This window comes from Sphingobacterium faecale, from assembly GCF_016746095.1.
GTDB classification, from domain to species: Bacteria; Bacteroidota; Bacteroidia; order Sphingobacteriales; family Sphingobacteriaceae; genus Sphingobacterium; species Sphingobacterium faecale.
This window is the reverse complement of record NZ_JAERTY010000005.1, coordinates 104179-124284: the sequence shown is the minus strand read 5'-3', so window position 1 is coordinate 124284 and position 20106 is coordinate 104179. Positions and strand designations below refer to the sequence as shown.

Here is a 20106-nt window from a genome sequence, read left to right as displayed (position 1 = left end):
ATGAAAACTACACTTAAAATTGCAAAAGCAGAGTTACAAGTGCTTTTCTATTCCCCGGTTGCTTGGCTGATACTGGTAATTTTCGCATTACAGACAGCAATTGTCTACACTGGCTTTTTTGATCTTTTCGCTAGAAGGCAAATACTGGGACAAGACTTAAACAATGTTACCTACGCTGTGTTTAATAGCTCGCCTCGAGGCTTCTTAATAAGTATCCAAACCTATCTTTACCTTTACATTCCCTTATTAACTATGGGCGTGGTAAGCCGTGAGTACAACAGCGGATCAATCAAGCTATTATACTCCTCACCAATAAATAGTTATCAAATAGTATTTGGCAAGTACCTGGCACTTATTGTATTCGCATTAACCCTGATCGGTATTTTGGGAATATTCTGTCTTCATGGTGCTATTTCCATAGAAAACTTTGATTATGCAACTGTGCTTACCGGCCTTCTGGGTTTGTTTTTATTGATTTGCGCATACGCTGCTATAGGCCTATTTATGTCTTCAGTAACTTCCTATACGGTGGTTGCAGCTATCGGTACCCTAGGAATATTAGCGTTGCTCAACCTGATGAAAGGTTGGTGGCAAGAAATACCTTTACTTCGGGATATCACTTATTGGATAGCTATCGGCGGCCGGAGCAATACTTTTATATCTGGTTTGATCACTTCAGAAGACGTACTTTATTTTCTGATTGTGATCGCTCTTTTTTTAACCTTTAGTATTATCAAAATTCAGCTAGAAAGGAAAAAATCTCCTTTAGTATCTACTATGCTAAAATATGGAGCGACGATAGTAGTAGTCTGCATTTTGGGGTATTTCAGCTCTATGCCAAAATTTAAAACTTATTATGATGCTACCTATGCTAAGATAAATACACTACGCGAAGGAAGTCAAAAAGTAGTAGAGAAGATGACTGGCCCCCTTACGATACATACCTATGTCAATATGCTGGAAAAAAACTATTCATATGCATTACCCAAATTTTACAAGCGGGAAGTCGAGCGCTTTGAAAAATACTTGCGTTTTAAACCTGATATACAAGTAAAACACCACTATTATTATCATCGTGGTGACTATCCTTATTTAGAAACCCGATTTCCCGAACTTAATGATGACGAACGTCTAGATTCTCTCCGTTTGCTTAATAACTGGGATTTTCCCATCAAAAGGTATGATGAAATCGCAGATGAAGTTGATTTAAGCGGCGAAAACTTCAGATTCGTCCACTTACTGGAAAGAGAGAACGGGGAACGTACTTTCTTACGCATTTTTAATGATATGCAAGTACATCCCAGCGAAGCAGAAATTACGGCAGCGTTTAAAAGGCTAGTGATGGATCTGCCTAAAGTTGGTTTTGTGAGGGGACATGGCGAAAGGGAGAGTGCATCCAATCAAGATGTAGGTTACAATATGATTATCGAAGAAAAAACCTTTAGACACTCTTTAATCAATCAAGGTTTTGAATTTGACAGTGTATCTCTAGCGCGGGAAGTCCCCAATGATATACGCATATTGGTCGTTGCAGAGCCTCGTCGCCCTTACTCGCCAACCGAACTTCAAAACCTAAAAAGGTATATCGATAGAGGAGGCAACATGGTTATTGCCGGTGAGCCAGATGTTATCCAACAGATGAATGCAATCACTGAAGATATCGGAGTTACCTTCTTGCCTGGAACTTTAGCACATGCTGATGAAGAAATACAAAATGATCTCATATTACTCAAACCTACCGAGGAAGCAGCTAAATTTTCCTACCATCTGGACGAAATGAAAAAATCGAAGTATGTACTCACCATGCCATCAGCAGCTGCACTTCAATTTGATCCAAGTAAGGGCTTTGAGGCTACAACTTTATTTCGAACAGAGCCCACCGGAGTTTGGCAAGAGATGAACAAATTTGACAATAAAGACAATCTCCCCACGATGGATATTGAGCATGGCGAAAATGAAGATGAGTATTCAACCGTAATGGCACTTACAAGAACTATTAACGATAAGCAGCAAAAAATACTGGTAACTGGTGATGCGGATTGGCTTAGTAATGGAGAACTCGGAATAAGAAGACCCAAAGTACGAGCGGCCAATTATTTTCTTATAGTCTCAGCTTTCCAATGGCTTTCTGACGGAGAGGTGCCCATAGATATGCGAATTGCCCCAGCAATAGATGTTAAAATAAAACATAGCAACACCTGGGGTGTATTGAAGAATACGCTAAAAATCGGGTTCCCGTTACTTCTGGCATTGGTGGGAGTTATGATCTGGATACGCAGAAAAGGAAGGTAAATAAAAACTGTAAATATGATATTAAACACTGATAAACAGACGCTAAATGATCTGCAGATCTTCGGAAAAAGTGGTATGCAATCCATTTATGCACTGTTCAATCGTACATATACTCAGGGAGGAGCTTCCTTACTGGCACAAATGTTTGAATACCCGAAGACTGGTGCCTTGGAAATAGAACAGCGTACTAATATTATTAAGTTCTTTTATGAACTAGGTGCCGAGTTTCCGATGGATAGTGCAGCTTTTGACGCTTTTACACCTTACTTGGAAGACAGAGATCACCGAACTCTGTTGGATAATAGCACAATAAGTTTAGAACGTAAGGTCAACCAATTATTAGGGGCAGATACAGTCATAAAAAGCAAACAAAAATCATTGCATATGTTAGGGAAAACCTTAGCTAGTCTCCTGGAATTTATTCCCAAACTAGCTCCTAATTTCCCTGACGGTCTCTTTCGTGATCAGCAAAATAAAATAGAGAAAATTCTTACGGAACCTACCTTTAAAGAAGCCTTAACACTTATGGCTAAGGGTAAGTACAACTTTGATCAGCTCGTATATCTCGATCGCTATATACGTTTTACAAATATTAATGCTATAAACGAGATATTAACATATGTATATCATCTAGATACATATATCGCATTAGCGAGAGTAGCCTTGGACCACAACTTCTCTTTTGCTAAACTCATTCATCAAAATGACATGCTCGTCGATATCAAAGGGTTTTACCACCCTTTGATACCGGCTGCTATTGGAAATGACCTAAAAATGGATGATTCAAAAAGAGTACTGTTTCTTACGGGAGCCAACATGGCCGGTAAGTCCACTTTTATGAAATCCCTTGGTATTAATATATTCTTAGCTCACATCGGTCTGCCAATACCTGCTAAATCGATGGAATTTACTCTTTTTGATGGAATATTTAGTACCATCAACCTAGCCGACAATCTACAGCTAGGTCATAGCCATTTTTATGCGGAGGTACTACGCGTAAAACAGGTATCTAAGGAAGTGGCAGCTGGAAAGCGACTGTTTGTAATCTTTGACGAATTATTTCGTGGTACTAATGTTAAAGATGCATATGAGGCTACAGTAGCTATTACAAGCCTTTATGCTACCCTCAAGAATAGCTTTTTTGTTGTATCCACACATATAATAGAAGCCTCCGACCAGCTAAAAAAAACAGCTTCCAACATCTTCTATGCCTATATGCCTACTGTAATGGAAGACAATACACCTACCTATCCTTACCTATTGGAAGAAGGTGTAACAGCTGATAGGCATGGGATGCTGATCATTCAGAACGAAAATATCTTAGACATCTTAGCGAACGGTAAAAAAGGAGGAGAGACATGGATCAAATAATTAGTAATTTTGCAACGGACAAACAAACAACTGACGACCTACAGATATTAGGTAAATATTCTACCGGATCACTATACACATTGTTTCGTCGTACCAAGACAAAAGGAGGAGAATTGCTCTTAGAGTCTTATCTTATCCATCCATTGAAGGAAAGATTCGCCATCAAAAAAAGACAAGAACGTATACAGTCTCTTGTGGGCAAAGCACTTGTTTTTCCAGTAGATTCATCCGATTTTAAAGAATTTGAGCTGTTTATTAAAAGCTACCCTTCAACCAGTCCTATGTCTCTATTCGCGCAGTTTGCCAAAAGACAAACGCAGGCTTGGATTGGAGCACAGGAAGAGTCTACATATATTAAGCAGCAAGTAGAGAATAGTATAAAAACACTTTTATTGCTTAAAACGTGGTTTAAAAGTACGTTAGAAAACATAGAATCACCCTATATTGAAGAGATGTGTAAGCTATTTTCCAATTTTTGGGAGATCGTACCATTGATGCAACATTCTCCGATAACGTCTACTTTAAAGTCACAATTTAATCACGAACGTTTTTTACGTACCGATCAACATGCCAATATTCTACAACTGATAGATGTATGTCACGAGTTGGACCTTTATATTGCTGTAGCGGAAGTAGCTTATGAGAAAAATTTTACTTTTCCCACATTAAGCGACGAGAACAAAGTATCCCTAGAGCTCATAGAGGCATTCCATCCCACGATACCAAATGCCATAGGAAATACATTATCCCTGCATAGTCAAGAAAACCTATTGTTTTTGACAGGAGCCAATATGGCGGGCAAATCAACTTGGATGAAAACGATAGGCATATGTTTATACCTTGGACAACTGGGCTTTCCTGTTCCGGCTTCCGAAATGAAATTCTGCATATTTGACGGAATATTCACCTCTATCAATCTCCCTGACGATATTCAAAAAGGGTACAGCCACTTTTATGCAGAGGTAATGCGTGTCAAATCTATTGCAGAAGAGATCGCTTCTGGTAAGAGGTTGCTGGTCATCTTTGACGAGCTATTCAAAGGAACTAATGTAAAAGATGCATATGATGCGACATTACAAATTACAGAACACCTGACTGAATATGCTAATTGTCTATTTGTCATATCTACCCACATCGTGGAAGTTGGCATGGCATTAAAAGAGAAAAGCAGTAAGATCCAATATCGCTATATGCCTACCATTATGGCGGGAAGTAGTGCGACCTATACCTACAAGAGCAAGGATGGAATCTCTGACGACCGCCATGGTATGATGATCATTAGAGAGGAAGGAATCCTAGAACTATTTGAAAATAAGAATACAATTTGAAAACTATCTACTATGAATAAATCACTCTATAAATATTTACCACAACTGAGCATTATAGCTCTAGCATTGCTCTGTATTGTGTCGTGCAATGGCAAGAAAGTCAATCAAGCAGACTTGGATCAAAAGACAATTGTATCGGACAGCGCAGTGATCAGTGGAGTATTGGACAATGGTCTGACTTATATAATACGTCATAACAAGATGCCAGAACAACGCGCCATGCTATATCTTGTCAATAAGATCGGGTCTGTACAAGAATCTGAAAATCAAAGAGGAATCGCTCATTTCGTAGAACATATGGCTTTTAGAGGCACAAAAAACTTTCCGGAAGATAAGCTTATTAATTTTTTAGAATTATCCGGAGTCAAGTTTGGTGCAGACCTAAATGCCTATACCAGTTATAATGAAACCGTTTACCAATTACCCATACCTTCTTATAATAAAGGACTATTGGACTCTGGTTTAATGATTCTTAAGGACTGGGCTCAGGGCGTATTGATCACCGAACAGGCTGTAAACTCCGAAAGGGGAGTGATCCTCGCCGAAATGAGACAGCGTCAGGGTTTAGATCAACGGATACGCCAACAATCTCTACCTACTATGCTGAACGGTGCACCATATTCAGAAAGATCACCAATAGGAATAGAATCGGTCATTAAACAAGTTAAAGCTTCAGATTTACAACAGTTTTACGACACATGGTATAGACCCAATCTTCAAGCTATCATTGTAGTAGGTGATCTTGATCCTAAAATGATGGAACAAGAGATCAAAAAGCGATTTGCAGATCTGAAGAATCCAAGTAATGCACCAGAACTTAAGGAAATCTCTATCCCTAAAAGAGAAGAAGAACACTATCAAATGATTTTAGACGATGAGATACCCAATACTACCATTCAGATATTGCGGAAGTTCAACACAAAAAAAGGAATACATACGGAAGGTGATCTGCACCGATCAATGGTAAATAGCCTTTTTAATACTATGCTTGCCAATAGGATCAATGATCTTAGAAGCGGAAGCGAACTACCGTTTCTTTCTGCGGGGGCTGCAATAGAATCGATATTTACCGGACTAGGATCCGCAAGTCTAACGGTAACTTTCAATCCTGGAGAATATGAGAAAGGCTACAAAAGCTTATTTCGAGAAATCCGTAAGGTGAAAGAGTTGGGATTCAACGAAGTGGAACTGGATAGGGCTAAGGCATCATTTATAGAACGACAGGAGTATCAGTATGGCGAGCGTGATAAAGTAAGCTCACAAAGCTATATTAATGTATATGTTAATGCATTTTTAAAAGAAATACCTTATCCCAGTGCATCTTTCTACCATAATTTTTACACGCAACACGTAACTTCGCTTACGTTGGATGACTTCAAAGAATCAATTGATAGGTTTTACACAACTGATAATAAAGACATTTTCGTACTTGCGCCTACATTAGAAGAAGAATCATTACCAACCATTTCTGACATCGAAAACTGGGAAGCGGAAGTTAATGGCGAAGTACTTACCCTTGAGAAGGAGAAAAAAATATCTAGAAAACTCATGGAGACCCTTCCTAAAGCAGGACAAGTCATTTCTCAGACACAAAATGATACAATAGGCATTACCATTTGGAAACTTAGCAATGGCGTAACCGTCGTTTTAAAACCTACTACGTACCGCAACGATCAATTACTGATATCGGCTTATAGCCCAGGGGGCAGTTCACTCTATTCAGACGAAGACTATCAGTCTACCATTGATGCCGTAGGTGTGCTGTCCCACTCTGGGATTGCAGATATGGATCATAAAACCCTATCACGTGTGCTGACTGGAAAGATCATGAAAGTAAATCCTTACATCGGAGAGAACGAGGAGGGTATTAGTGCTAGTAGCAGCAAAAAAGACTTAGAGGCCTGTATGCAGCTTATTCATCTTCAGTTTACCCAACCGCGGCTGGACATGGATGTAATGCCTGCTGTTCTCAAGGAAGCTGAAAGCAGAGCAAAAAAACGTCATAGCCGACCTGCCAACGTATATGCAGATTCTATACGAAGTATTCAATACGGTAATCATTTTAGAAAATCCCGATCAAGTGACAGTCGCGTTAGTTCGATCGTGCCAAAACGCTCGTTGGAAATATATAAAGAGCGGTTTGCCGATGCATCTAACTTTACATTTGTAATCGTAGGAAGTATTGAATTGGAAAAGATCAAACCTTTGGTTGAGCAGTATTTAGCGAGTTTGCCTACAACAAATTCTAATGAAGAGACCAACTACATCGACTATCAGTATGCGGTGGGTCCCTTTTCGAAAACAATACGAAAAGGAAAAACTGACAAAGCAACGGTAACACTTGTTTTCGACGGCAACTATACCGCCACGGATGAATTGATCGGAAACATGACGGCACTTCGTGACGTTCTTAAATTCCGCATGACGGAACGATTAAGGGGAAAAGAAAATCAAGTATACTCTCCTTGGGTTAGCTTGAATCTTAACAGTCAACATAAACGCTACGATCTAAGAGTCGGTTTCGTTTGTTCACCAAGTCAAGTGAACTTTCTCATTGAGGCTGTCAACGACGAGTTTCAAAAACTTGCTATCCATGGAGCCAAACCCGATGAACTAGTTAAGTTTAAAACAGAGTTTGCAAGAGGACATGAGGTACGGCTCAAACGAAATGACTATTGGTTGTCCCAGATTCAATATCATCTACAACAAGACAAACCTTTAGCCAATATTCTGCAAATAACAGATGAAATAAATGCTGTTAATGCAGAAAGTTTTAAAAAGTATGCCAAAGAATATCTTAACACATCAAAAATGAAAAGCTTTATTCTATTACCAGAGTTATAGGTTATAAAATCAAGTGGGGTGTTTAATAAAGGGCGATATCATTAAAAATGATATCGCCCTTTACTCTTTCTATACTATATAAGTCACTTCATATCTTCACACCTACCTTTGTTGCCATCAACAACTCTGCTTACTTAAATAATGCTATAATTTCATCTATAGTCACTGGTCCAAAGTAAGAAGCAAGATCAATTGACGCTAACAAAAAGCGGATATCGTCCACATTGTGATTCATTCCAATAAACATCTCTTCCAGATCTTCGATAGGCTTTGATGCAAAAAAGTCGCCGAAGATCTTTACCGCGTCAATGATCCCCCCTTGTAATACATCTAAATGGAGTTCTATATAGCCAGCAGGAACTTTGATTGCATTTTTAAAGCTGTAATTTGGAGAGAAACCAAAGTTCCAGTCCCATGTACCATACTTTTCACTAATAAGTCTTTCCACACTATTCCGATCCTTCTCAGTAAGCTCATAGATAGTGGCCTCTGTGTTATTAACTATCATCTGATCAATCAATGCTTGTTTCAAATGATCAATGGTCACAGCAGCGGAGACATATTCTCTAAGATTTATTACCCGTGACCGGTTAGACTTTACTGCCTTATCACGGTACTTCAACGGATTTATTTTTAGAGCATCAGACAATACACTCATATCCGAATCAAACAGTATAGTTCCATGTTGGATCATTTTCCCAGCTTTAGCAAGCTTTGCATTACCACTAAATTTTCTGCCATCCACTAATAGATCGTTTCGTCCTTCCAATCGGCCGGGAATACCAAATTGATGCAGCACTTGGAGTACAGGCTCAGTAAACTTAGTGAAATCCATAAACTCCTTCTCATTCCATTTGGTATGAAAAGAAAAATTCAAATTTCCCAAATCATGATATACAGCACCTCCACCAGACATCCGGCGGACAACTTTTATGGCTTTCTCCTTAACATACTCCAGATTAACTTCTGCCAACGTGTTCTGAAACTTTCCAACGATTATAGAAGGAGCATTAATATATAATAAAAAAATAACTTCAGTAGGGTATCTGAATAATAAATATTCCTCTAAAGCAATATTAAAATAAGCATTATTAGAAGTAGAATCGATAATTAGCATGATAATATACGTATAGCTCAAAACTACTCAAAATCTTCCTACGGACTATGACTTTAATAAAAATATCCCCTGTATAAATACCAGAATAAAGGTGGTATATATTATAAGTTATTTAGGAAGGACACAGTGCTTTACCAAAGAAAGATTTAATTATAACACAGTTTTCAGACGACATTTTCAATAAGTCAAGGTTTTGAATAGTTATTAATCTTTTGTAAAATTGCCTTTCAAAAGTACTAACCAACATATCAAATAGCAGCGAAATCAAACAATGGGAACTGTTGTATCTTTATTCAAATTGAAGGCCGAAGAAGCGAGCGAACGGAATGATTTCGAATCCTTATATGATGAATATTGGGAAAAGTTATTCAAACAAATTATCCGAATTCTGCCTGATGAAGATGATGCCATTGATGTTGTTCAACAGACTTTTGTAGATCTATGGGCTATCCGTGAGCGCATTCCGCAAATTAAATCGCTTAAATCCTTTCTTTTTATCATGGCGCGCAATCTGGCATTCAAACAGTTAAAAGAACGTTTAAAAAGCGAGCAATACCGCGTATATTATACCTCACACTACAATACATCACCTCTTGTTACAGAGCAACAGGTAGATTTCAAAGAACTGAATACCATCTTAGAAAATCATATAAACAAGCTACCGGAAAAGATGAGAGAAGTATTCCTGCTGAGCAGAAAATCCAATCTCTCTTATTTAGAAATTGCCCAGCACTTAAATATCTCTGATAAAACCGTAAAGAAACAGATCAACAACGCTCTTAAGATTCTTAAACTTAAAATTGATGAAGATTATATTCCCTATCTGCTCTTCATCATAATAGTTGATATGCTGTGAGTAGGTAGAAAATAAATTCAGATTCATCTACTACTTTGGCATTCGGCCATACTCTTCATAATATAGACTAAGATAAATCCCTATATTATGAACAAAGAGGATATCATAAAATTACTCGAAAGATATAGCAAAGGATTATGCTCGCAGGAAGAATGCCAGCAGATCGAACATCATATCCTCAAAAATCCTCTTGCAAGCGATTGGGACTGGCAAGATGAGCTGCATAAGAAACGTACCGAAAAGCTGATAAAAAAAGGATTACCTATGTTGCGAAAGCAAGGCCCAGCACGGATTAAATGGATGCGTTGGAGTGTATCTGCCGCTGTTGTCATAATCTTTATCGCTGGAACCCTACATTTTGGATTAAAGAACACCGCAGTAGTTGAGCCTTCACAGATTATCGCCCAAGCAAAAAGTTACAGCAATGATAAAGTCACCATTACATTACCCAATGGTGAAATACAGACTTTAGAAGGTAAACTCTCACCAACAGATATCGAAAGACTTCTGCATCAAGGAGAGGGAAAGAATGTGTCCGAAATGTGGTTAACCATACAAGTACCCAGCAGGCAACATCAAGAGGTGGTATTGAGTGATGGATCTTCGGTATGGCTCAACGCAGGTTCTATCCTCCGGTTTCCTCAATCGTTTACAAAAGATCACCGTCATGTCTATCTTCAAGGAGAAGGGTATTTTGATATTGCTCATAATGCAGAAAAACCATTTCATGTTTTTGCTGGCAAAGGAGAAATCGAAGTGACCGGAACGAAGTTTAACGTACAGGCTTATAAAGAACAAAATATTATCCGGACCTCGCTAATCGAAGGAGGAGTTAAATTCTATATGGCCGAAAAAGAACACAAGCTAAGCCCTGGGATTGAATTGATTGCAGATACCGAAAAGCAAGAGGCTATACGTCAAAAATTTGACATTAACCAGTTGACTTCTTGGAAAGAAGGGTATTTCACTTTTGATAATCTCGAACTATTAGATGTCATGAAAATGGTATCCAGATGGTATAATATAACGGTACTTTCCGATGTTAGACTTGGTGGCAAACGGATCGGAGGAACATATCCTACAGAACTACCATTAGACGAACTGTTGGAAGACTTATCTATCCTAAGTGGAGTGAAATTTGAAATTCATGGAAAGGAGGTACGTATCGTTCGATGAGTGGCCAAAATACCCTTTAGAACGCGTAAAAAAAAAAGAACAAACAAAACTATCTGGCTTTAAAGATTTATGAGCTAGATTCCATATAAATTAAAAACCATTTTACTAACCTTGAAATCTTAACATCGAATGTATAAAAGATATATTACAAATTTCTGTTGTAATAACTATAGATTTATTAGGCCCATCATGACGTTAAAACTAACCATTGCTGCGCTGTTGCTATGCAGTAGCCAGGTTAACGCTTTTGTCTACTCACAGAACATAAATCTGACGCTAAAAGACAAGAGTCTAAAAGATGCTTTTTCCAGCATCAGTAAACAATCAGGTTATCATTTTTTGTATTTAGAAAATGATATAAGAAATATAGGAAGTATTTCACTAAACCTGACGGATATTCCTTTGCAAGATGCACTGAAAAAGACTTTTGAAAATACAAATCTTACTTATGCAATTCGAGGTAAGCGTATAATCGTAGAAAAGAGGGGAGAGAAAACATCTCCTGTAACTCCTATTGTTGAACAACAGCAGAGTGCGGTACGAGGGCGTGTGGTCGGAGCCGGAGGCGAGTATCTCGCCGGAGTTACCGTGCAAAATATTCAAGGCGAGACCACCTCTACCAATAATGCAGGAGAGTTTTCAGTTCAAGCCAAAAATGGAGATGTTCTATTAATAACTTTTGTAGGTTATGAACCACATCGTGTATCCGTCGGCACACAAAAAGAGTATAACATTAAACTTCAACTCAAAGTGGATGATTTGGATGAAGTGGTGGTCGTTGCTTACGGTACAGCAAAAAAGAGTGCTTATACAGGTTCTGCGACACAATTGAACGCAGATAAATTTAAAGACAGACCGTTAACCTCGGTTACAAATTCTCTTTTAGGTGAGGTTTCCGGAGTACAGGTATCAACGGCTAGTGGGCAGCCGGGCTCCGATCCAACTATTCACATCCGGGGAATAGGCACTATTTCTTCAAGTGTCAATTCTACTCCACTTATTGTGGTGAACGGTATGCCATACGACAACCCTCTTAATACAATCAATCCTACAGATATAGAGAGTTTAACCGTATTGAAAGATGCCTCTTCGGCTGCTTTATACGGAGCGAGAGGAGCGAACGGAGTTATTCTCATTCAGACCAAAGGAGGAAAAAAAGACAAACAGACCGTTGGTTTCAAATTGAATCAGGGATTTACTGCACCCCAGACAGGTGACTATAAGAAACTAGGCGTAGCGGACTATCTTCTGGTTAATTGGGAAAGCACACGCAACATGCTTTTAAAAAATGGCATGACGCTTGAACAAGCAAATAAAGCCGCCGCTGAGAACTTAATTAGCAATGACCTAAAATACAACCCTTTTAATGTACCCGATAATCAGGTTGTTGACGCTTCTGGCAAGCTAAACCCCGATGCAAGTTTTATGTGGGGAGAAGATACCGATTGGCTAAAATCTATCCAGCGTCTAGGTATGCGTACAGATGCGGCGCTCAACCTAAGTGGGGGAACAGGAAAATCTGATTACTATCTTTCAACAGGCTATTTATCTGAAAAGGGATACATCATCGGATCCAAATTTGACCGCTATACGATCAACGGTAACATCAACTCTAAAATTACCTCCTTTTTAAAAGTTGGCGGAATGATTAACGGAGTACTCAATAATATGAGTGGATTGCAGAACGAAAGCTCTGGAAATAATAGCAACCCCTTCCGATTTGTGCGTTATATAGGTCCGATTTACCCAATCCATATGCACAATCCGGTGACTAAAGATTATATACTGGACAATAGGGGTAATCGGATCTATGATTTTGGTACGGGGTATGAAATCTCCGATAATCTGTTTGCGCCAAGCCGCGACTATGTTGGAGGCACTAATCCGGTCCTAGAACTGCAGAACGTATATGACGGATACAAGCGTAATTTACTGAATGCTAAAGTATATGCTGAAATACAGATTATCGATGGGCTTAAATTTACTACAAATGGGTCGGTAAGTGCCGACGCTCGTCTGAACTCCTCAGCTTCGGTAGTTTATCCCGAAAAACAAAACAGTGGAAATATAAGTAAATCCAATTCTTTTACTACGACTTGGACGTTCAATCAATTACTCTCTTATACAAAAAAAATTGATCAGCACCATATCGATATCTTAGCTGGACATGAGAGCTATGATTACGAATACAATTATCTTCTGGCGAAGATGTCTGACCAACGTTTTGACAACGGTAATTACGAATTTCCGAATTATTCTGTACCGGGCGATCAAGCATCGAGAACAGATCGCTACCGTACGGAAGGTTATCTCTCTCGTGTAAACTATGACTATGCCAATAAATATATGATATCGGCATCTGTACGGCGCGACGGTACATCTAGATTTTATCAAGACTATCGCTGGGGTACATTCTTTTCCATAGGTGCCGGATGGCGCTTGGATCAAGAGCATTTTATTAAAGATTTAGGCCTATTTGATCTATTGAAACTACGCGCTTCTTATGGTGGAGTAGGTAACGATGATATTGGCACTTACTATGCATGGCAAGCTTCATACGTGCCTGCCGATAACGGCTTAGAGCCTGGCTATATCCGCGATAGGGAGTTGAATAGCCGTTCCTTGCAGTGGGAGGTTTCGCACTCCAGTGATATCGCCTTGGAATTTGGTCTCCTAAAAAACCGTTTATCGGGTTCTATTGAGTTTTTCAATAGACAATCTAGTAATCTCCTATTTAAGGTGCCACAGGCTCCGGATGCGGGACTGACCTTTGCCTATCAAAATGCAGGTAGTTTATATAATCGGGGGCTAGAGTTGGCTTTAAATGGCCAACCTATCCATAAGAATGGTTTTGTATGGGATATAGGCTTTAATGTGACCTATTTGAAAAACAAGATTACGGAACTTCCCGTCGATCCGTACAATTCCGGAATGCACCGCATTGAGAAGGGACATTCGCGTTATGAGTTCTATCTTCGTCAGTGGGCAGGAGTAGATCCTGCTACCGGAAGCAGTATATACATACCTACAGCAGAGGTCCTGAACACCTATTTAGAAGAACCTGATGCGGCAAAAAGGTCGGCTTCTATCGTGGATATAAACGGTACCTACTATACAACTACCATAGCAGAGGCTATGTACGATTGGTCAGGCGTATCTATGCCGACCTTCTCCGGTGGCTTTAATACCGGGTTGGCCTATAACGGTATAGCTTTAAATCTATTGTTCAACTATCAGTTGGGGGGCACAATGTATGACACCGGTTATAATAACATGATGACCGGGCCCTCGGGATCGGCATTGATCGGATCGACAAGGCATACTGATATCTTAAACCGTTGGCAGCAACCAGGGGATATCACCGATGTGCCTCGTCTTGGCGACGCTTCTGATGTGGATTTGAATGCTGGATCTTCGACCCGTTGGTTAGTGAGTTCGAATATGCTAGAATTAGCCAATGTCACGGCGAGTTATGAACTGCCTAAAAAAATATTAGAAACCTATCATGTCAGCGGATTACGTGTTTACTTCTCTGCAGACAATGCTTTTCTGATTAGCAAGCGGCAGGGAATGTACCCACGTAAGAATATTTTTTCGGGATATAGTGGTAACGCTGATGTCTATTTGCCGTCCCGAGTATTTACACTAGGCCTGAATTTAACTTTTTAAATTTAAAAACAATGAACATTAAATTCTTACCGATATTAGCTTTAATAGCAACACTGTTCTGGGGATGCCAGAAAGATTTTCTTGAAACGAAATCTACAGAAACAGTGGATGAGGAAGCCATCTTTACCAATACAAAAACCGCTATGATGGCGGTGAACGGATTACACAAGTTGATGTGGACCCCAGACCTATCAGGTACGGCCTTTTATGGCGGATATGATATGTTGATGATATGGTACGATATGATGGGAGAGGATCTGGTATATACGTATTCCAATGCCCAGTTTCAGACCCAGGCACAATGGGCAACCCATCGTAAACCTACCGTAGGTAGTGTTGAACACTTTTACCGCCTGCTCCAGTATTTTGTCTCAAATGCCAATATGATTATTGACCGTATAGATCATATTGATGGTGCGCAGAATGAGAAAAATAACATAAAAGGACAAGCGATGTTCTACAGATCATTTGGTTATTTTACTATGGTTCAGATGTACGGAGCGCGCTATATGCCAGGTGTGAATAATACACAAATGGGCATTGTACTCCGTAATGATAATTCGACCGAGCCGCGGGCTAGAGCGAGTGTAGAAGAAGTATATGCTCAAGTAAATCAGGATATAGACGAGGCTATCTCACTGTTGAATGCAACCAATGTAAAAAGGTCTAATAAATCCCATATCGATGTACACGTGGCTCGTGGATTAAAAGCACGTGTATTATTGGCTCAAGGAAAGTGGTTGGAAGCGGCACAAATGGCTGATCAGGTAGTCAAAAAATCAGGTGCTCAGCTACAGGCCGATACATACAAGACTCTGGACAATAGGTTTGCCGATCAATCGAACAGCGAATGGCTGTGGGGATCAAAACCGCTACTATCCCAAGGCAAGAATCTGACGCATTTTCATGGGTATATGTCTAATGAAAATATTAGCTATAACCAAAATACCCCAAGGGCGATTTATTGTCTTTTATATGATCGTATTAGCGACACCGATGTACGTAAATCGATATGGTTTCCAAAAGCAGTAGACCGTACGGTGACACCGCGCCCATTGGTTCCACCGTCCTCGAATTCTAAGTACGCGAACTATATGGCCAATAAGTTCTTAGTAACCGATCCACAGACCACAGGAGAAAGAGACATCCCGTTTATGCGACTACCAGAAATGATGCTTATTGCTGCCGAAGGTTACGCACGTGCGGGAGGGCATGACGCCCAAGCAGTGGAGTCACTTTTTGCATTGGCTAAACATCGTGATCCGCAGTATCAGAAATCAGTAAACACGGGGGTGAATCTAATCGATGAGATTATGTTCCAGCGCCGGGTGGAATTATGGGGGGAGGGATTCCGGTTCTTAGATCTAAAAAGACTGAATTTACCACTAGACAGAGGCCCCAAGCCTCGAACAGGTTATAATCAAGGAAACTGGTCGAATAACATGACCACTATGCCTACAAATGTAGATCCATTGGCATCCAATTTTAATATGTATGGCAATGGAACAGTAATAGGTGAGCCAAACCGCTTTCGATCTGCAGACAGCAAAGATTGGGAATGGGTTTTGCCGGAGAAAGAGACCGAATTGAATCCGCTTTGTTTACAGAACCCATTATAGGCATATCAATCCCTATTCAAAAACACGAAACAGTTAATACCCGATAAATAAAGTATATATTTATCGGGCTTAACAAAAAAACAAACAAGATGAAGATCAAGAATATAATATTAGGCGCCCTCGTATTATCCTTATGGAACGCGGAAGTTCTGGCGCAAAAGATTAGCACTCCTAAATCCCATTTTGGTTTTTCCATCGGCGATGATTATCAACTGGCTAATTATCAGCAGATGGAAAGCTATTTTATAAAAGTAGCCAAAGAATCTGATAGAGTCCTTATCCAAGAATCCGGCCTCACCGAAGAAGGTCGTAAACAATATCTGTTAATGATTTCCTCTCCAGATAATCTGGCCCATATCGACAAGTATCGTACAATATCACAAACATTAGGACGAGCAGAAGGACTCACGGACGAAGCAGCCAGGAAGCTAGCCAAAGAGGGAAAACCTATTGTTTGGATAGACGGCGGTATGCACTCTAATGAAATGGTAGGTTCCCATCAGCTTATTGAAACGTTATATCTTCTTGCTTCCAGCGAAAGCCAGGAAATAAAAAACTATCTTGATAAAGTGATTATATTGATGTGGCATGTGAACCCCGATGGACAAGATCTTATGGCCGATTGGTACATGCAGTATATCAATAAGGATAAAAGAAACATGTCCATTCCACGACTTTATCAAAAATACGTTGGACATGACAATAACCGTGACTTCTATATGTTTAACATGAAAGAAGCAAGCAACCTAGCGAAGGTTATGTATGTCGATTGGCTACCACAGATAGTATACAATCATCACCAGACTTCGCCCGCAGGGACCATCGTTGCTGGCCCCCCTTATCGGGACCCTTTCAATTATGTATACGACCCCCTTCTCGTTACAGGCATTGATGGAGTAGGCTTTGCGATGATCAACCGATTGAATGAAGAGGACAAACCGGGATATGTCAGAATGGATCAGTCTACATTTTCTACTTGGTGGAATGGTGGCTTGCGCACTGCTCCCTATTTTCATAACATGATAGGCATACTGACAGAAACCACAGGCAACCCTACACCATCAGAGATTAAGTTAGTTCCTGAGCGTTTAATTCCAAGAAACGGATTACCTAATCCCATACACCCTCAAAAGTGGCACTTTAATCAATCCATAGATTATTCTGTATCGATGAATATGGGGATATTGGACTACGCTGCACGTAATGGAGATAAATTGCTTTACAACTTTTACAAAATGGGTAAGAACTCTATTGACAGAGGCAATAAAGACTACTGGACAATGTCTCCAAAACACATTGAGGAAATGAAAGAAGCCTATCAGGATGATATTAGTACGAAAAAACAAAAAATAACTAATAGCGTAAAAACCCGATTTACCACTATCCCAAGCTTGTATTTTGACAGCATTCTTCGCCGGCCCGAAAATAGAGATCCACGGGTGTACATATTACCTGCAGATCAGTCTGATTTCGGCACAGCTGTCAAATTCGCTAACGCTTTGATCAAGTCCGGGATATACGTCTACCAAGCGACACAGGACTTTAACCATAACGGAAAAAAATATCCAAAAAAATCACTGATCATAAAAACAAATCAGGCGTTCCGTCCACAGGTTATCGATATGTTCGAAGCTCAGGATCACCCACATGATACGCAATACGAAGGGGGACCTCCAATTCGTCCATACGATGCTGCAGGATGGACATTAGCCATGCAGATGGGCGTATCTTATGATCGTTCTTATGAAGATGTAGAGGGGCCGCTCCAACGATTACCCTATGGCGAAATGATCGCTATAACCAGCAATGTGCTTCCCAATAGCAAGGGTGGATATCTTATCAATGCAAAAGCAAACGATGCTTTTATAGTCGTGAATAAGCTTATAAATATAGGAGAGAAGGTATATCGAGATGGTAATTCTAAAAACTTTTATGTCGATGGCAGATTAAAAGATAAATTAAAAAAAGCATCTGATGGTTTAGAGCTTCGGATCGACGTTGCTGCAAAAAAACCAGTAAACTTAATTGAAGTGAAGTCCTTAAAAATAGGTTTATTTGATCACTACGGTGGTTCTATGCCTTCGGGATGGACGCGTTGGATATTAGAACAATATGGTTTTGAATACACTTGCTTTTATCCTCAGGATATTGACAATGGTAGTATAGAGAGTTATGATATTCTATTATTTATCGGACAGGGTATTCCGGGTAGGAATGATGAGCTTACAAAATTCAGACAACCAGATGTAGATCTTGTTCCGCAGGAATATAAGCATTTATTGGGGCAGGTTTCAATTGAAAAGTCTATTCCAGCGCTTAAAAAATACATCGACAACGGAGGAAAGATTCTTACCGTAGGTTCTTCATCCGAACTAGTCTATCACTTTAATCTAGCTGTCACCGACCCACTGGCCGTAACGGAAAAAGATGGTAAACACACACCGTTGTCCAGCGCTGAATATTATATCCCGACTAGTATACTCCAAGCAAATCTAGATGTTTCTTTAGCTGAAAATTATGGTTTGGATTCCAGTATCAATGTCGTTTTTAATAATAGCCCAGTATTTAAGCTTGAGAATCGAAAAGATCTCTATGCGATTGGAAGTTTCCAAACGGAAAAGCCGCTATTAAGTGGTTGGGCGCATGGGCAGCAATATCTAAAAGATGGATCTGTAGGTTTAGTCGCTTTATTGGGTAAAGGCAAACTATTTGCGTTCGGCCCTGAAATCACCAATCGGGCACAGAGCCACGGCACATTCAAATTGCTGTTCAATCAATTATACAATTAAGAGAACAGTCTTTCGTAGCCTAATAGACAAAGGCCTCACCTAGGTGAGGCCTTTGTCTATTAGGGTCATATGAACATCGCTACTATTAAATCGCATCATGCATTTGATAGTGTATAATATAGATTATCTCCAGTATCAGCTTTTTCCTATTATCTCATTCTTCCACTCTTTATTTCTACCGTCCGACTCATTTTGCTGGGTTATTCACTCATCTATACTATCAAATAAATAAAAAATTAAGTAGCTTTATTATAATTAGTTTTTCATGAGACAGGTATGCCTCCTACAGAGTAATAGAAACCAATTATGATTAAGGCAGTGATTTTAGATGATGAAATAAAGGGCAGCAGCTTGCTGATGCATAAACTGAATGTATTTCCTGACTTAATATATGTCGAACACGTTTTCAATGATCCTCAATTAGCATTAGCTAAAATCCAGGATCTAAAACCGGATGTGCTATTTTTAGATGTTGAAATGCCGGTTATGAATGGTTTTCAATTTCTGGAAAATCTGGGGCAGTTTGATTTTGAGGTCATTTTCGTAACCGCTTACCATGCCTACACACTAGATGCGTTAAGGGCAAATGCATTAGATTTTCTTCTTAAACCAGTCAATCCGGAGGAACTGGCCTGCGCACTGAATAAGCTAAATGTCCGGATTGAATCCAAAAGAAAACTGGCACAGGTGATTATCCCTAGCGAACGGATTGCGCATTCTAGATTAGCACTTCCTACTGTAGAAGGTATCTATTTTGTCAAAAAAGAGGAGATTATAAAGGTCGAAGCAATGAGCAATTACTCGGTATTCAATATTGCAACAGGTACTAAGATTATTGTTTCAAAGACACTTAAAGAATTTGAAGGTCTGCTGCAAGAGGATCATTTTGTCCGTGTCAGCCGTAGCGTAATTGTTAATCTTACGTATGTCGTCCGGTATAAAAAGGGGGATGGGGGAACACTTGAACTCATTGATGGATCGGAGATAGAGGTCTCTGCATCGAGAAAGAATATTCTGATCGATCGACTCTTTCGATCTTAATACG

The 20106-nt window shown here is 39.6% G+C and carries 11 protein-coding genes; 10 read left to right on the top strand and 1 reads right to left on the bottom strand.

Annotated elements, in window-relative coordinates; translation table 11 throughout:
- The 4 genes from JKG61_RS10490 to JKG61_RS10475 are packed head-to-tail and all read left to right on the top strand — an operon-like array spanning window position 1 to window position 7835.
- Window positions 1–2292, top strand: coding sequence for a Gldg family protein (locus JKG61_RS10490; RefSeq protein WP_202102935.1), 2292 nt, complete (start codon window positions 1–3; stop codon window positions 2290–2292).
- Window positions 2293–2307: 15 nt separating this feature from the next.
- The gene (locus JKG61_RS10485; RefSeq protein ID WP_202102934.1) at window positions 2308–3663 is read left to right on the top strand and encodes a MutS-related protein; all 1356 of its coding nucleotides are present in this window, start codon (window positions 2308–2310) and stop codon (window positions 3661–3663) included.
- Window positions 3651–4991, top strand: coding sequence for a MutS-related protein (locus tag JKG61_RS10480; protein WP_202102933.1), 1341 nt, complete (start codon window positions 3651–3653; stop codon window positions 4989–4991). Before JKG61_RS10485 ends, JKG61_RS10480 begins: the two co-directional genes overlap by 13 nt.
- A gap of 12 nt (window positions 4992–5003) precedes the next feature.
- A complete protein-coding gene (locus JKG61_RS10475) occupies window positions 5004–7835 on the top strand; it encodes a M16 family metallopeptidase (RefSeq protein WP_202102932.1) in 2832 nt (943 codons plus the stop codon).
- 130 nt (window positions 7836–7965) lie between these two features.
- Here JKG61_RS10475 and JKG61_RS10470 read toward each other — a convergent pair whose 3' ends face one another.
- Entirely contained in the window at window positions 7966–8952 is a 987-nt protein-coding gene (locus JKG61_RS10470; protein WP_202102931.1) for a lipoate--protein ligase, read from the bottom strand.
- A 271-nt stretch (window positions 8953–9223) separates the two neighbouring features.
- On the opposite strand from JKG61_RS10470, the gene JKG61_RS10465 reads away from it, so the two are divergent.
- The 6 genes from JKG61_RS10465 to JKG61_RS10440 all read left to right on the top strand — a co-directional run bounded on the left by JKG61_RS10465 (window position 9224) and on the right by JKG61_RS10440 (window position 20102).
- On the top strand, window positions 9224–9808 hold the full coding sequence (locus JKG61_RS10465) for an RNA polymerase sigma-70 factor (protein ID WP_202102930.1): 585 nt from the start codon (window positions 9224–9226) through the stop codon (window positions 9806–9808).
- 87 nt (window positions 9809–9895) lie between these two features.
- The gene (locus JKG61_RS10460; RefSeq protein WP_202102929.1) at window positions 9896–10984 is read left to right on the top strand and encodes a FecR family protein; all 1089 of its coding nucleotides are present in this window, start codon (window positions 9896–9898) and stop codon (window positions 10982–10984) included.
- 189 nt (window positions 10985–11173) lie between these two features.
- The gene (locus JKG61_RS10455; protein WP_202102928.1) at window positions 11174–14653 is read left to right on the top strand and encodes a SusC/RagA family TonB-linked outer membrane protein; all 3480 of its coding nucleotides are present in this window, start codon (window positions 11174–11176) and stop codon (window positions 14651–14653) included.
- 11 nt (window positions 14654–14664) lie between these two features.
- Entirely contained in the window at window positions 14665–16272 is a 1608-nt protein-coding gene (locus JKG61_RS10450) for a RagB/SusD family nutrient uptake outer membrane protein (RefSeq protein ID WP_202102927.1), read from the top strand.
- Window positions 16273–16361: 89 nt separating this feature from the next.
- The gene (locus JKG61_RS10445) at window positions 16362–19061 is read left to right on the top strand and encodes a M14 family metallopeptidase (RefSeq protein WP_202102926.1); all 2700 of its coding nucleotides are present in this window, start codon (window positions 16362–16364) and stop codon (window positions 19059–19061) included.
- Window positions 19062–19367: 306 nt separating this feature from the next.
- A complete protein-coding gene (locus JKG61_RS10440; protein ID WP_202102925.1) occupies window positions 19368–20102 on the top strand; it encodes a LytR/AlgR family response regulator transcription factor in 735 nt (244 codons plus the stop codon).
- Window positions 20103–20106 lie beyond the last annotated feature (4 nt).